General features: G+C 49.1%; 12 protein-coding genes. 10 read left to right on the top strand and 2 right to left on the bottom strand.

Translation table 11 applies throughout. The features are described from left to right. Window positions 1–62 precede the first annotated feature (62 nt). Window positions 63–659 (top strand): TetR/AcrR family transcriptional regulator, encoded by a 597-nt coding sequence (locus tag NSS79_RS16155; RefSeq protein ID WP_342440131.1) that lies wholly within the window; start codon window positions 63–65, stop codon window positions 657–659. A gap of 39 nt (window positions 660–698) precedes the next feature. On the opposite strand, the gene NSS79_RS16160 is transcribed toward NSS79_RS16155, so the two are convergent. Beyond that, complete coding sequence (locus NSS79_RS16160) at window positions 699–1,184, bottom strand: DUF6803 family protein (protein WP_342440132.1); 486 nt, start codon at window positions 1,182–1,184, stop codon at window positions 699–701. Between the two features lie 80 nt (window positions 1,185–1,264). On the opposite strand from NSS79_RS16160, the gene NSS79_RS16165 reads away from it, so the two are divergent. The 7 genes from NSS79_RS16165 to NSS79_RS16195 all read left to right on the top strand — a co-directional run bounded on the left by NSS79_RS16165 (window position 1,265) and on the right by NSS79_RS16195 (window position 13,386). Next, window positions 1,265–2,020, top strand: a complete 756-nt coding sequence (locus NSS79_RS16165; RefSeq protein ID WP_342440133.1) for an HAD family hydrolase — start codon at window positions 1,265–1,267, stop codon at window positions 2,018–2,020. 490 nt (window positions 2,021–2,510) lie between these two features. Beyond that, on the top strand, window positions 2,511–4,424 hold the full coding sequence (thrS, locus tag NSS79_RS16170; protein ID WP_342440134.1) for a threonine--tRNA ligase: 1,914 nt from the start codon (window positions 2,511–2,513) through the stop codon (window positions 4,422–4,424). A gap of 147 nt (window positions 4,425–4,571) precedes the next feature. Beyond that, window positions 4,572–5,168, top strand: coding sequence for a GNAT family protein (locus NSS79_RS16175; RefSeq protein ID WP_231578440.1), 597 nt, complete (start codon window positions 4,572–4,574; stop codon window positions 5,166–5,168). 176 nt (window positions 5,169–5,344) lie between these two features. Beyond that, window positions 5,345–6,853: a hypothetical protein gene (locus NSS79_RS16180; RefSeq protein WP_342440135.1), complete on the top strand. Its 1,509-nt coding sequence runs from the start codon at window positions 5,345–5,347 to the stop codon at window positions 6,851–6,853. A gap of 11 nt (window positions 6,854–6,864) precedes the next feature. Then, window positions 6,865–7,623: a DUF6063 family protein gene (locus NSS79_RS16185; RefSeq protein WP_342440136.1), complete on the top strand. Its 759-nt coding sequence runs from the start codon at window positions 6,865–6,867 to the stop codon at window positions 7,621–7,623. Further along, on the top strand, window positions 7,610–12,094 hold the full coding sequence (locus NSS79_RS16190) for a hypothetical protein (RefSeq protein ID WP_342440137.1): 4,485 nt from the start codon (window positions 7,610–7,612) through the stop codon (window positions 12,092–12,094). The genes NSS79_RS16185 and NSS79_RS16190 overlap by 14 nt, the downstream gene beginning before the upstream one ends. Before the next feature lie 140 nt (window positions 12,095–12,234). Further along, window positions 12,235–13,386: a TPM domain-containing protein gene (locus NSS79_RS16195; protein WP_342440138.1), complete on the top strand. Its 1,152-nt coding sequence runs from the start codon at window positions 12,235–12,237 to the stop codon at window positions 13,384–13,386. 90 nt (window positions 13,387–13,476) lie between these two features. Here NSS79_RS16195 and NSS79_RS16200 read toward each other — a convergent pair whose 3' ends face one another. Next, window positions 13,477–13,965, bottom strand: a complete 489-nt coding sequence (locus NSS79_RS16200) for a GNAT family N-acetyltransferase (protein WP_342440139.1) — start codon at window positions 13,963–13,965, stop codon at window positions 13,477–13,479. 171 nt (window positions 13,966–14,136) lie between these two features. On the opposite strand from NSS79_RS16200, the gene NSS79_RS16205 reads away from it, so the two are divergent. Then, the gene (locus NSS79_RS16205; protein WP_038591527.1) at window positions 14,137–15,258 is read left to right on the top strand and encodes a phosphodiester glycosidase family protein; all 1,122 of its coding nucleotides are present in this window, start codon (window positions 14,137–14,139) and stop codon (window positions 15,256–15,258) included. Window positions 15,259–15,364: 106 nt separating this feature from the next. Next, on the top strand, window positions 15,365–16,297 hold the full coding sequence (locus tag NSS79_RS16210; protein WP_342440140.1) for a LysR family transcriptional regulator: 933 nt from the start codon (window positions 15,365–15,367) through the stop codon (window positions 16,295–16,297). Window positions 16,298–16,305: the final 8 nt, after the last annotated feature.

Consider the following 16,305-nt stretch of genomic DNA (forward strand, 5'->3'; position numbering starts at 1 on the left):
CGTATTATATAAAACATTATAGCACATTGTATTATAAAAAGATAAGCAGGTATAATAGAGATATGCCAAAAAAAGTTGATCATGAGAAACAAAGAAAACGGCTTGCCGACGCCGCTCTGAGAATTATACATAACTCGGGTCTTGAACAAGCCACTGTCCGCAATATCGCAAAGGAATCCGGTTTATCGGTAGGATCGATGCGTCATTATTTCTCTACGCAGGCAGAATTGTTCGCATTTTGCATGAATCTTTTTCTTGCGAGAATTGAACAGCGGGTGGAGGGATTCCAGCCGGAGGGCAACCTGCTGCAGGATATGAAACGTCTGCTGCTGCAACTGATTCCGCTGGATGAAGAGAGAATTATGGAAAGCGAGGTTTGGTTTTCTTTTAATGCCAAGGTGTTGATCTACCCGGAGTTATCGAAACTGAACAACCGGATGCAGGAAGAGGTGTATAAGGTTTCGATGTTTGTTATTACAACATTAGTGGAACAGAAGGCGGCGAAGCCGGAGCTCGATATTGATCTGGAAGCGGAGAAATTGTATGCGCTGATTGACGGGTTGGCCATGCATCAGCTGATGCAGCCCGGGAGGTTGTCCGATGAGCGCCTAGAGCAAATGCTTGAGCAGCATTTACTTATACTGTGTGATCTTAAATAGGGGCCATTCCAAAATCGGAGAGGCCCCTTCGAAGATGGATTAATGATTCATCCCGGCCATGCCGCCCATAATTTCCGGGTTAATCATGCCAAAGATCATGGCGATATGCGCCACCACCAGGAAGCCGCTGATCAGCATGAAATGCAGCTTCAGCTTGCGCTCTTCCGGATATTTGCGTCCAATCAGGCCGAGGTCAAGCAAGGCCAGCGGCAGCAGGAAGAACACGCCGCTCAGATAGAAGCCTACCGCTACTACGTCCACCCATGTATGCCACTCGCCATTTACGGTGAGCGGGACAAACGCGGTAGGAAACAAATAGAGAAAAACGCCGGTAAAGTAAAGTCCGGCAAGAATGCTGCAGATCCGGTTAAACGCTCGGAGCGGTCCATCCAGCTTCTTCGTAAACAGGATGATAAATTCTGTAACGGTGATCGTCTCTGCAAAAATGACCGGAATCGCCATGAAAAGAATTAAGTTCCAAGGCTGGTTGTCCGCAAGCAGGGACATGTAATGCGTCATATTCATGTTAAGTCCTCCAGGAAATAAAATCACTTCACCTGTAATGTTAAAAGATAAGTATGTGGAAAGTATGGAGAAACGCAGGTATGATTGAAAAAGCTGCAGCTGATGAGGGGAAAGAGACTGCGGCAATTGAAATTGGAGGGAGTAAGGCGTACGTCATGGGAGAACTGAAGAGTATTTTATTTGATTTGGACGGTACCTTAACCGACCCCAAAGAGGGGATTACCAAAAGCGTGGAGTACGCGCTGAGCAAGTTCGAAATAGAGGTAGAGCATCTCGATTTGCTTATTCCTTACATAGGGCCGCCGTTATATGAATCTTTTATCCAGATCCAGGGTTTTACCGCGGATAATGCCTTGAAGGCTGTTGAATTTTACCGGGAGCGTTACCGTACATTGGGGATGTTTGAAAACAGTGTGATTTCCGGTATTCCGCAATTGCTGGAAGAGCTCCGGCTGCAAGGATACAAGCTTTATGTAGCCACCTCCAAACCGACAGTATTTGCTGAGGAAATCCTCCGGCATTACGGCTTGGAGGGCTACTTTATGCACACTGTTGGCAGCAATTTGGACGGCACACGTTCCAAGAAGCAGGAGGTAATCCGGTATGTGCTGGAGCAGAACGAGATTGCCGCGGAGCAGGCACTGATGATTGGAGACCGGGAGCATGATATTATTGGGGCAAAAGGCTGCGGCGTGGCCTCGCTTGGGGTAACCTTTGGCTATGGGTCGGAGGAGGAGCTTGTGAATGCAGGGGCCGATTATATCGCACATCATGTAAAAGAGGTTGGTGAGATTATCTCACATCTCAAGCTCAATACAATGAGCAGCAGACGTTAATCTGTCGCTCAAAGTGCCTTTTACCCGTTTGCTTATCTTACAAGGACAAAAAAACTATTTTTAAACAGTGTATTGACTTTTCCGTGTTTGATTGCGTAATATGTAACCAGCAACACCATAAACACCATAAACACCATAAACACCATAACCAAGGCAATGACCAAAGACATGAGTTCCTTCACGGACTGACCAGAGAGAGAAGTGCAAGGTGAGAGCTTCTTACAGAACCGGCCGGAATTTACCCCTTTGCAGCCGTGGCACTGAACCCCTCCTGCTGTTAGGAAGGCTGTAAATGTCACCGTCTTATCCCCGATATCGGATACCAATAAGGATCTTGCAGCTTTACTTCCGCCGAACAGCAGGGGGTTGCTATTGCGCAGATCAAATTAGGGTGGAACCACGAGCTAAACGCACTCGTCCCTTTCTGGGATGAGATGCGTTTTTTTGCGTTCAAACATACAAAAAAACTTGAAGAAATGGAGGCTGAATCATGGAGATCAAAGCAACACTGCCGGATGGAACAATTAGGAGGTATTCGCGTAACACCACGATTGCACAAGTCGCAGAATCCATAAGTCCTACACTGAAGAAAAATGCAGTAGCCGGTAAACTTGACGGCAGACTTGTTGACTTTCATCAACCGATTACACAGGACAGCCTCGTTGAAATCGTAGTGCTGGACAGTGAAGATGGCCTGATGATCCACAGACATAGCACAGCGCATCTGTTGGCTCAAGCCATTAAACGTATATACGGTGATAAGAATGTCAAGCTGGGTATCGGCCCGGTCATCGAAGACGGATTCTATTACGATGTGGATATCGAGAAGCCTTTGTCTACAGAAGATCTGGCTGCGATAGAGGCGGAAATGGGCAACATTATCAAAGAGAACCTGCCCATAGTCCGCCGGGAGGTCAGCCGCAGCGAGGCGCTGAAGACTTTTGAGGCGTTTGAAGAGCCGCTGAAGCTGGAACTGATCCGGGATCTGCCGGAGGAGGCAGTAATCAGCATTTATGATCAAGGTGAATTTTCGGATCTGTGCCGGGGGCCGCATCTGGCCTCAACAGGTGCGATCAAAGCCTTCAAGCTGCTGAGTGTAGCAGGTGCATATTGGCGGGGAGATTCCAGTAATAAGATGCTGCAGCGGATTTACGGGACTTCTTTCCCGAAGAAAGCGCAGCTGGAAGAGCATCTGTATATGCTGGAGGAAGCGAAGAAACGCGATCACCGCAAGCTGGGCAAGGAACTGGAGCTGTTTATGTTCTCTGAGGAAGCGCCGGGAATGCCATTCTATCTGCCAAAGGGAATGATGGTCCGTACAGCATTGGAGGAATTCTCCCGGGGGCTTCAGCGGGAAAGGGAGTACAGTGAAGTCCGTACACCGCTGATGATGAACAATCGGCTGTGGGAGCAATCCGGACATTATGATCATTACAAAGATGAAATGTACTTCACAGATGTCGATGAGAACAAGTTCGCACTTAAGCCGATGAATTGCCCGGGGCATATGATGATTTATAAAAACAGCCTGCATTCCTACCGGGAGCTGCCAATCCGCATTGCGGAATACGGCCAGGTTCACCGCCATGAATTCTCCGGCGCGCTGAACGGAATGATGAGAGTCCGTACCTTTTGTCAGGATGATGCCCACTTGTTCGTTCTGCCAGAGCAAATTGAGGAAGAGATCGGCCGGGTACTCGCCTTGATCGACCATATTTATAAAGTATTCGGCTTTGAGTATAAGGTAGAGCTGTCTACACGGCCGGCAGATTATATGGGTGCGGAGTCACTGTGGGATCAGGCGGAGTCGGCGCTGCAAAAGGTACTGGAGAAACGCGGTATCCCTTATCGGGTGAATACGGGAGACGGAGCTTTTTACGGGCCGAAGATCGACTTTCATATTCTGGACGCGCTCAAGAGAAGCTGGCAATGCGGAACAATTCAGCTGGATTTCCAGATGCCGGAGAAGTTCGACTTGTCTTATATCGGAGAAGATGGCCAGAAGCACCGGCCTGTCGTTATTCACCGTGCGGTTTATGGCTCCATTGACCGGTTCATGGGTATTCTCATTGAGCATTACAGCGGGGCATTTCCGGTATGGCTGGCCCCTGTGCAGGCCAAATTGCTGCCTGTGTCCGAGCATTTTGCCGATTACGCTTATGAGGTGAAGCAAGCGCTGGAAGCGGCAGGAATCCGGGTCGAGCTTGATCACCGCAAGGAGAAGCTGGGCCTGAAGATCCGCGAAGCTCAGCTGGAAAAGGTGCCATACATGCTCGTCCTTGGAGAAAATGAGCAGAATTCCGCTACTGTCTCCGTAAGACAACGCGCAGTAGGCGATCTCGGCACTGTAAGTGTTCAGGAGATCATTCAGCGTATCGTTAGCGAGATTGCCGCCCGGCAATAGGTGTTTCTACATTATAATGTAACTCCAGTGACTGCTCCGTTTTCATAGACGGGGCAGTCATTTTACGTAAATAGGCAGACAAGGATGTTTCGGGTATTTTATAATAATCTCGGGCTTGATGAATAGACAATACTGGAGGCGTCCTTTGTGATTACAAACAACATCAAACAACTAAACGGCAAGTTTATCAAGCTTATTCCTATGGAAGCTGATCATAGGGCGGAGCTGCTCAAGCTCCTGCACAATCCGCAAATCTGGGAATACACCTGGCGGAAAATAACAACAATCCAACAAGTGGAACAACTAATAGAAACTGCGCTGCGCAATAAGGAGAATGGGGCCGACCTTCCTTATGTCATGATTGAACAAGCTTCTGGTAAAGTCGTCGGCACCTCGCGGATTATGCATTTGGACCGGATTCACCGCAATGCGGAGATTGGCTGTACGTGGATTTCACCGGAGTATTGGAGAACGCCAGTCAATACCGAATCCAAGTCGCTTTTGCTGCATTACTGCTTCGAAGAACTGGGGCTGATCCGGGTCAATTTTACGATAGTCGGATACAATCTGAGATCACAGAAAGCCATTGAACGTATTGGCGCTGTAAAAGAAGGCGTTCTGCGCAAGCACAGAATTACGTCGGAGGGCACCGTTCTTGATAATGTACTCTATAGCATTATTGACGAGGAGTGGCCTGCGGTCAAAGAGAATCTGCAATACCTGCTGAATGTTAAATATTCGTAGAACTATCCTCAATTCATTGGTATAATAGAAACATATATTCCCCAATAAACGTAAGTTATCAGTGGTACCCAGCCCATATTTCTCCCTTCATGGGGCAGATATGGGTTTATGTTATTTTGTGAGGGCTATGCAAAAATGCTCCTAAACTACGAAGTGATGGCGAGGTTGGCGCAAGGATGAACTGGTCTGATTTTGGTGAACGGAACAAACGCCTTAATCCACTGTGGACGCTGGGGGCGGGCATGAATCTTGGAGAGCTGCAGCCTTATAAGGAAATGATTGCGCTGAGTGTGTTGCTGCAGGTCTATTATCTCGAGCTGGAATCCAATGAAAGAAGAGCCAAAGAGGATATTATTGAGCTGGCCTGGAGTTCATTGGAGCGGTTTAATATTGCCAGGTTTGGCACCATCGAATCTGTGGAACGGCTGGTAGACGGGCTGTTGTGGAGCGGGGGCGGCGGGGATTTTGAAGCCTATTATTATGATGATCAGACCCGGCAGATGACTCTGCAAAAGTACAAATACTTTACGGTAGACGAGGATGCGACCCGTACCAGTTGGGAAGAGAGCGGCAAGACAGTTTACCGCCTTTCCGAATATGCGATGGAGCTTATCTTCATGAGCCATGAGATTATAGAAGAGTTCCAGATTAGCATTAAACTGCTGGAGATCCAAATGCATATTAAGCATGGACGCGTCACCCGGGCAATGCAGGATGTGGGTGAGCTGATCTCGCGGGTTCGGAAGATGACCCAGCAACAGCAGGAATACCGCAATGCGCTGCGGCGCAACCCGAAGCATATGTTCAGCGAATATGGGGTTATGCGGCATCAGCGGCTGGAGGAAATTCACCAGCAGTTTGATGAAGAACGCAAGCATTTTGATAATATCCACCGTTCCCTGGCCCGGTTGGCGAATGACGAGAAGGATGTTATCGACTTTAACGAGCTGCGTCTGTTATCCGAACGGGTGGAGCTGTCAAGAAAAGTGCATGACGAGCTCGCGGAGGTTGTGCTTAGCATTTTTGAAGCCGAAACCAATTTAAGATTGAACTTTCCAGAGCTGTTCTGGGGAGCTGCCGGTTTTAATTTCCGCACGAATGTATGGGAGGAATGGGTGAAAGCTGAAGGCCTGCCGAGCGGGGACAGTCTGGAAACCTTGATTAGCGGACTGTTCACACCGAGCCAGGACTTTATCTACCCCCTCGCCTGGGCTTGGGAAGAACAGGATGTCGGTTTTCTGCCGGAAGAATATTTGGATGAGCCCGATGAAGAAGGGGAGGAGCAACTTGCAACTTATACGCCTAAGTCTATACCTTGGACTGAGGTTGCGGAGCTGTGGAAACCGATTTTTACCGAGCTTGCCGGCAAAGGACGTTTTACGTTTAAAGCGGATGCTTTCTCTCCGGAGGAACAGTCCCGTTGGGCGCGGCTCCCGGATGCCATTGACCTTTGGGTACAATTCTTTCATACCGAGGTCATCGTACAGGAGTATAACGAAGACAACCCGGGCGGAAGTGACGAGTGCCAGAAGCTGATTCAGCGGCTGCTTACGGATTGTCCTGAGCTGGAGATGCTGCGGGGTAAAGTGCTGCGGACAACCATACTTGAACCGGATCAGGGGACAAGCGTGAGTTGGCCCGGTCTGGAAATGAGCCCTTATACCATTACTATAGTAGAGAGGTGAGAGAATACAGCATGAGCTATTCATTGGAACAATTGCAGCAGGCTTCACGGCTGTTTTTTGATCTGCTTCGGCGGAAAGTCATATCCCTGGATGATCCAGCCGCAGCGGAATGTCTGCAGGATACGGGGGCCTATGACGCCTTGCAGTATATGGCTAAAGAGGGAGGCTGCCGGATTATGAATTCCGGGCACCGCCTTCACCTGCTGGTCAATCCGCTGGGATCGGGGTTCGCGTCCAACTTCACACAGCTGCGGAATAAATACTCACGGATTGAACGTAAAACCCATTTACATATTATCAACGTCATTATCCTGGTTTTTCTGGCGGAAATGGATCAGGATGAGCAGCACTTTAAGCCCGGTCAGGACAGCATGTCCTATATCCAAATCTCCGATCAGGTATCCTCGCTTCTACAAGCATGGATCGAGCTGGATGAGGAAGGCAGCTTCAGCAAGCAGTGGCGTCTGGATATTCAGGCAATGCATAAAGTATGGGCAAGCCTTTATATGCAGACCAAAAGCCAGGAGGAAGGCGATTCCCTGTCGAGAGGCTCCGGTTCACGGATTGGACTGATTCATGAAGGGATGAAGCTGCTGGAGGAGGAACATCTGGTGTTTATTTCCGAGAACGAGAAGCGGATTTTCCCCCGGGAAGAGTTATATGAAAGAATGCGGTATCTGTACCACGATGTAGACCGTTACAAGGAATTGAAAGCTCTGATCGGCCGGACCTTGACGGAGAAGGAGGGGGAAGGCTATGCCGCGCATTGAACGAATCCGTATCGCCGGACTGAAATACGAGAAGATGCTTAAGAAGTATGATGATATGATTCTTGATCTTTGCAATGAGGAAGGCCCGGCCAATACCCTGATTACCCTGATGAACGGCGGCGGGAAAGGAGTGCTGCTGCAGTCCATCTTCCAGCTGCTCCTGCCTAAGGCGGCTTGGGGGAAAGACAACGAGAATCAGGTCGAGGCTTTTTTCCATAATCATAAAAAACAGCTCAAGCCCTATACCTTCCACGTAGCGATTGAGTGGTGGCTGGATAACAGTGAGCGTAATGAATACATGACGACCGGTATTGCTATGACTGCCCACAGCTCGATAGATCAGCTGGAGATTAAGGTTGACTATCTGCTCTACGCGCTGATGGATTATGAAGAGCAGGCTGAGCTGACCCTTTCAACGCTGCCGCTGTATGATCATGCGGAAGGCGGTCCTGTAAGTTTTGAGACGATTCAACAATTTGTACGGGAACGGCGGAATGAAATTGTTGCCTTCGGCAGCCACAGCTCTGATCTGAAGAAGTATTACAGCTTTCTTGCTGAACGGGATATTCATATCGGTGAATGGCGTAACATGAAACGGATCAATGGTGAAGAGGGCGGGATCAAGGGCTATTTTCAAAAAAATGAGGCCTTTACCAACCACAATCTGTTCGAGAAGCTGATTATTCCGGAGATTGGCTCCAGTCTGAACGAGGGTGTCAAAGAAGAGGATGGTTCGCTTCAGCGGATGTTTATCGATACCGCAACCATTGCCCAGAGACTTCCGATGCTGGAGCAGAGGGAAAAGGCTTTTGCCGAATTCACTACGCTGGCTGCACCGCTGTATGAGCTGGTCGAACAGGGAACGGAAGCCGAGCGGAGCTTCAGAGAGACTGAACTGCTGGGTCGGCAGATGTCCACGGTCATTCACGAGGAGCTTAAGAACGCAGAGGCGGAACGCAGCAAAACTGCCGATGCGTTGGTTCAGCATCACCAGGAGGCGCGCCAGCTGCGTTTTGAGGGCGATAATCTGAAATATTTGCGCAGCAAAGAGGAACAGGATCTTAAGCAGGATGAATTCACCAGGATTTCAGACAACCAGACACGGGCCAAGTTGCGGCTGGATGAGTCGAAGCTGAAAGAGAAAAAGCTTGAAGTAGCTTATTATCTGGCCAAACGCAGCGCGCAGCTCCGCCAGATCGAGCAATGGCAGAAGGAAATTGAAGCTATTGAAGGCTCGCTGGAAATGAAGGAACGCCAAGAGGTTATTCAGGGAGCGAAGGAAGAGCTGCGGCTGCAGTGGGACAAAGTCTTTCAGCTCTGGCAGGGACAGCTCTCGTCGTTCGTAACCCGCCAGCATTCCCTGACTGCTGAAGAAAATGGCTTACGCAAAGAAAGAGAAAGTTTGCTGCTGGAACTGGGCGGTCTGGATAACCGGATCAATGAACTTACAGGGGCCATCCGCCAATACACCGAGGAATTGGGTGTTTTTGCCTCACGCCATGGGCATGAAGCAGCCGGGGCGCCAGGAGCGGCACTGCAGCGCACGTTAATAGCAGCTAAGAGCATCGCAGACAATATCAGCGGCTTTAACGAGCAGCGCAAAACTGCTGAAGAGCGTAAGCTTAGTCTGCACCAATCGCAGACCGAGCTGAAGGTGAAGCTGAATGCCGGACAGAGCCAAAGCGATGAGCTTCAGAATCTGCTGGAGTCACAGATGAACAGGGAGTCTCAGCTCTGGTCACAGCTGGTCGTGCTGCTGGAAATGTATGAAGAGCATCACCAACTGGGAGTTACGGCGCTATTTGAAGCGAAACCGGCCATTCAGGAGCGGTTTATCCGCAGGATGGATGAAGCGGAGCAGCAGACGAAACGGCTGAGAAGGGATTATTACAACCAGCTGATCGATGTAGAGCTGCAGCAGGAGTCCTTCTGGCTACCGAATGCGGATATCCTGAGAGTGAAGGACACACTGGATTCACTCAAAATCAGTTCCATGACCGGCAGCTCCTACCTGAATGACCTGCCTTACCTGAGCCGTGAAGAGGAAATGGAACGGCATCCGCTTCTTCCTTACGGAATTATTGTGACGCAGCGCGAAGCTGACAAGCTCCAGCCGGATACGCTGAAAGAAGTCCTGCTCAAGTCAGCGGTGCCGGTTTTCATCCGGGAAGAGATGGCGGAAGCCGCATCCGGTCCTTTCCTGCAGCTAGCCAATCAAGGTCCGCAGATGGTTCTGCAGCCGGATCGTTTCCAGGCATGGAAACGCGGAATATCCTCCAGTCTTAAGCAACAGGAGGAAGAGCTTAAGGATGCGGAAGCCTATCTGTCCAAGCTGAAATCGGCGCGGCAGGAATTCGAGCGCTTGTTCCAGAGTGAACATACCTTGGCTCTGAAAGCCAAACTGAATACACTTGAATTACTGCAGAATGAGCTGAATCTAAAGCTCGGGGATTTGAACACGGAGATCAGCAGGAATGAAGACAGCCTTGCGGTTATTCAGAGAGAGCTGGTACAATCTGAAGCCGATCGGACCGAGCATGAAGAAAGAGCACAAGCGCTGCGCCTGTGGGATGAACGGACAAAGAAGCAGGAACAGGATTATAAGGATAAGCAAAAAGCGGTAGAACGCAAAAAAGAATTGAGCAAAGAAATTGCCAGCAAGGATCAGGGGCTGGTTCAGGTAAAAGCCGAGCTGGGCAGTACCGCGCAGCAGCGGGAGAAGTGGATTGGAGATACCCGCTATTCGCTTTTTCCAAGGCTGCAGAACTGGTTTCCCGAAATTGCTTTCCCCTGCGAATATCCGGCTGCTCCTGCTCTGGAAGAAGAGCCCGTACTTGATCCTGCTGCTCAAGATACGCTAATGCAGCTGCTCAGCACGGTGGAAAGCCTCCAGCAGTCCTTAACCCAGAATGAACTGGAGATCCGTACGAGAGCGGGGAATATCAAACGGGCCGGTGAACAACTGGCGGAGATCGAAGCTGCGGTGGTCCAGGTGGATCAAGATTGGCGGAATGCCCCTCTTCCAACGGATACAGCCGAGGTGATTTTGACGGCCAGAGCGAGACAGAAGAACGAGACGGTATATTTGGATGAGGACTACCAGCTTGTCCACGATTCGTTTATCCGCGCCCAGACCATTCTTGAGAATCTGCAGAAGGATCTCCGGAAATCCGAAAAAGCGATTAAGGAAAAACATGAACGTGCTGTAGAAATATGGCATGATCCGCTGGATCAGAAGGAAGAAGAGATCAGCAGGCGTTTCCGGGAGAACGAACAGCTGCTGAATAGCTGCAAACAAGCTTTGAGCGTTATGGATCAATGGATTCAAACATTGGTAAGCCAAAGCAAAATCATGGATACCCATATTGAGGGACGGGTCCAACTGCGGGATGTTCCTGAAGAGCTGCAGCAGCGGGTAAAAGAAAATTGTGAGCCGCTGGTAGCTGACTGGCTGCTGCGCAGCAAGGAAAGCCGCAGCGAGCGGTCGGAAATCTCCCGTAAGGTGAAGGAAGAGAAGACGTCTTTAAGCAGCAAATTGGCGAAAAGCGGCTGGAATGCCGAGCTGGAGACCAAAATCCAGGAGCGGCTGAACACCGTACATTGGGATGACTTCTCGATAGCCCGGCAGGTGCTTGATTCCATGCTCCAAAGCTCGCGTGATCAGATTGAGAGCATCCGTAGCGACAAGGAAGGGATGGAGCTGTCCCGCAAGCTGTGGGTTGGCCGCGCCGCCAAACGTGTCGTGCAGATTGTTGATATCCTGAAGCGTATGGAACGCCGGATGATCATTCTTAATGAGAATGGACATGCTTTTCCATTGGTCCGCCTGAATTACAAGAACATTACGGTGCCGAAGACGAGCGATGATATCGAGCCGCTGGTCAGTGATTATTTCAACCGCTGCATTAGCGGGCTGTTGGAGAAATATGCCAAGATCGAGCAGGTGCCAGCAGCCGCTGTCAAAGAGATGATCAATGACGGAAAGATCGTATACGCCGCGATGCAGAACCGTTTTCCGGTGCTTCAGGTCTACAAGCCGGTGACCGAGAACTATTTCCTGTATGCGGCTCCCGAAGAGTACCATTACTCCGACTGGGAAGTGATTAACCGCGGAGCACTGGATGAGGCTGTCGGCAGCGGCGGGCAACGCCAGTCTGTGCAGCTGCTGGTTGCTATGATGATCATGACCCATAAGCGGGTCAACCGCGAGAACAAGGGCTGGACGGTTTTCCTGTACGATAATCCATTTGGTGAGATGGTTTCGAACAACGTACTTGATCCGGTATTTGAAATATCCAAAGCACTCAAATTCCAGTGGCTGATCGTTACGCCGCCCGAGCTGGTGAAGAATGATGTCAGCATCCGTTTCGGCGTGTACTGGCAGCTGTATTTTGGGGGAGAGAAAGGAGAAATGCTGGAATCCACGCTCATTAAGGGTGGCCGAAAGCTGATCCCTGCCTCGTTGTTCTGACCATATCATAAGTCAATCGAGCTATCTGACGGCAACTATAGAAATAAAGTAAGAGACCCGGCATCACGCTGAGTCTCTTTTTGTTCTATCAGGCTATGTTTTGAATATACTATTTTCGTATGGAAGGAGAGATGAAGAACATGGAAATTCGGATGAATCAAAAGACGTTTATTATAGCTTTAATTGTACTGCTGCTGAGTATGCTGCTGCCCGCTTTTAGCTTGGCCCAAACTGCCGTGCCTGAGCACACGGATTCTTTTTACGTAAATGATTTCGCCAATGTGATTGATGAGAAAACCGAAAATTACATCGTCAACTATGGTATTCGTTTGCATCAGCAGAGCGGTTCACAAGTTGTGCTGGTGACAGTGGACTCTACAAATGGAGCTGCGATAGAGGAGTATGCAAACTCGCTGTTCAACGCCTGGGAAGTAGGCTCAGCTGACAACAATAAGGGTGTGCTGCTGCTCTTTTCGATCAAAGATAACGAGTACTGGGCGGTTAAGGGCAGAGGCCTGGAGGACGAGCTTAATGACGCTGTTTTATCACAAATTCTTTCCCAGTCGCTTGCGCCGGACTTTGCCAGGAAGGAGTACAGCTTCGGGGCACGTAAAACTTACGGGTCACTGATCCAAAAGCTGGGCGGAGTCTGGAAGGAGCAGGTTGGTTCTAAAATCTACGTGTCCGATAATGCCGGAGTTCTCAAAAAGGTCAGCAAGCTTTATCTCAACCAATCCAGCAACCGTTTCAAGACAACGACCGGAAGCGGCATTTATGTGGTTACGGTTAAAAATTCCGCAGACAAAAACCTGCAGGAATATACGTATTCGAAATTCGCCTCCATTGGGGCGGGTTCCAAGGATGTAATGCTGGTGCTGGACATCGGCGGGGACAATTACCATATACTGCAAGGCAAGGACATCGACGGAATGCTGACCAATGAGGCGATGCAGGAAATTCTGGATACGGTGCTTGAACCGGAATTTGCTCGAAAAAATTACGCAGGTGGTGCGGTAGCAACAGTCAATGCTTTGCACAAATTCTTGTTGGCCAGAGCAGATATTCCCCAGAGTTCCACAGTGGCAAGTTCAGAAACTATTGCCGTTTCCAGTACGGCTGCATTACCGGCTGACAAAGCAACGGTAGTGGAAAACCAGCCTGTTTCTATATCCAAAGGAATAGTCAGCGGTCTGTTTCTTGTGTTTATCCTGTTGTTTAGCCTTGCGATAGTATGGCGGAACAGAAAAATCGCACTATACGGTTATGGCAGCCGCAAGGAAAGACACGGATGAAATGATGGCGGAAAAGGCGATATCCAATGCCCGAGTGACCCTACAAGGTCAACGGGCATTATTTTTTATGTAAAGTTTAATATTACTTTGTTAGTCTAACTCTTTGATCATCTTGAAATTATGCAGGATAACACCTTTTCGCTCCACCGCCTGCATCTGAACGGACCTATAGCCGTGATGTTCAAAAAAAGACTTTGCCGTGATGCTTGCATCGGCAGTTACTTGGACCAGTCCCAAGCTTCTGGCCTCGGCTTCAAGTACTTTTAACAATCCCGAGGCAATGCCTTGCCCCTGAAAGTCTTTATGCGTAAATAGTTTGTCCAGATATCCCTCAGGTGACATATCCGCAAAACCGATGATGCTGTCATTCAACTGGACTATATAAGAAATGTGGCTGCTTAACGATTCTTTCCAGGCATTCTGCCGGGTTTCCCGGTCATTGTTATCTGCCCAGGCGTCAAGCTGCTGCTCAGAATAATCTTTTTTATTTACGGAATGAACCGTCTCATAGAACAAGGTAACAATTTGTTCGATATCCGAAAGCCGAAACTTTCTAATCTCAAAATCTTTAAAATTCATTGGCAATCCCCCTCCAAACGACAGTTAACCTCATTATAGTACACTGTCTCCTAACCTTCAGCAGCAGAATTGAAAAAAATGAAACTTTTAATCTTTCATTATCGTCTATGATGAAAGTACATGTTTTCATTCTTATTACCATTAATAGAAGTATTAGGGAGGCTTTACGAAGTGAGCTCATCATCATTACCTCAGCGCAATGCTGTAAGCAAGAAGAAGAAAAAACCGGTCCGCAAGCGCAAGAAAAAAAGCTTTTTACGCACACTCTCCAGACTTTTTTTAATCTTGATCCTATTACTAATCGCCGGGGGGAGCTGGCTGTATTTTGCGCCTTCCGCGCATAATCTTCGCTACTTGATCGCAGATACGCTGATTACCACACAGCACCGCTATATGGCGAAATATATCATTGGTGAAGATGAACTGAAAGACCGGGTTAAGGAGTACAATGAACGCTTTGTGCATATGGGAGATGAGAAGGACACCCATACCATTGTACAGCCGCCGGTGGAGGTGGAGAAACCTCTGGTCGAGATTGAGGAAGTGTCCGGCACGGGTTATTCCGGTTATGTCATGACCGTTAATGATCCGACCAAGGTACGGCTGGGTGTTCCCGGCAAAATTGGATCGGGCGAGAAAGTGTCCAGCATGGTGTCACGAACCGGCGCGATTGCCGGTGTGAACGGTGGCGGCTTCGCCGACCCGAACTGGAAGGGCAACGGATTTAAACCGATAGGTCTCGTGATTTCGCAAGGGAAATTGTTTTACAATGGCTTGGGCGGAAAAAAATCAACACAAATCGTCGGCCTCGATAAGCAAGGTAAAATGATCGCCGGCAATTATTCGCTGAATGAGCTCAGTGATCTTGGTGTACAGGAGGCAGTGTCCTTTCAACCGAGATTGATCGTCAATGGCAAGGGCCTCATTAAGAATGCGGCCGAAGGCTGGGGGATTGCTCCAAGAACGGCGATGGGTCAACGTGATGACGGTGCTCTTCTATTTGTGGTGATCGACGGACGACAGCCCGGATACAGCATCGGCGCCAATCTATATGATGTGCAGCAAATCATGCTGAAGCACGGAGCGGTGATCGCTGCCAATCTGGACGGAGGTTCATCCACCGTACTTGTTAAGGACAACGAGATCGTCAACAAACCTTCTTCGCAATACGGAGAACGTTATTTGCCTACGGCTTTTCTGGTGTTTGAGCACCCGGAGCAGGCGGATATTACGAACATCTGGGAAGGCCTGGACCCTGCCAAGATCGATGCTGGAAAGAAGCGGACACATTAAACTGCAGGTATCCTAGACAGAACAGACGTGGAACGTCAGAAGGTTCTATGCTACGATATCTTCTGTGATGCTGAATTATCGCTTAAGGACCGGAGGGGGAACAGGGTTGACATTGCAGCAGCTCCGCTACGCAATTGAAATTGCCAACAGCGGCTCGATGAATGAAGCGGCCAAAAGGCTTTTTGTGTCGCAGCCCAGTCTCTCCAACGCCATTAAGGAACTGGAGAGCGAACTGGGAATTACTATATTTGAACGAAACAACAGAGGGATCAGCATCTCTGCTGAAGGGATGGAATTTCTGGGCTATGCCCGGCAGATCATTGAACAAACCGAGTTTATGGAGAACCGGTATACCGGCAAAAAACGCAGCCCGATTTATTTTTCCGTATCGACCCAGCATTATGCTTTTGTCGTTGATGCGTTTGTCAGGTTGATGAACGAGCGTAATGTGGCGGAATATAATTTCAGCCTGAGAGAAACGCAGACTTATGAAATTATTGAAGATGTCCGCACATTGCGTAGCGATCTCGGTATTCTGTATATCAACGAGAGTAACTATAAAGTGATGAATAAGCTGTTCAGCGACGGGAACCTGAAATTCACCCCGCTGTTCAATACGAACCCGCATGTTTATGTCAGAACGGGCCACGCACTGACCGCTAAGGAACGGGTTACACAGGACGACATTCTTCCGTATCCCTATATTACCTTTGAGCAAGGGGATAACAATTCGCTGCATTTTTCCGAAGAGATGCTGAGCTTCACGCAGATTCAGAAAAATGTTAAAGTGACAGACCGGGCCACGCTGACCCACTTGTTGCTGGGGAGTGATTCCTATACGATAGGCACGGGTATTATGGCCTCTGAGCTGAACGGCGAAGGGCTCGTAACGGTTCCTTTTGACAGCAATGAAGTGTTCACGGTTGGCTGGATTGCCCACAAGGACCGCAAGCCAAGCGAAATCATGTCCGGGTTCATTGAAATTCTGAATGATCTGGTGTCTGAACAATATTTCGACTTCAATCAATCCTTACTATAACAGCAGGA

The organism is Paenibacillus sp. FSL L8-0436 (assembly GCF_038593025.1).
Lineage (GTDB): Bacteria > Bacillota > Bacilli > Paenibacillales > Paenibacillaceae > Paenibacillus_AQ.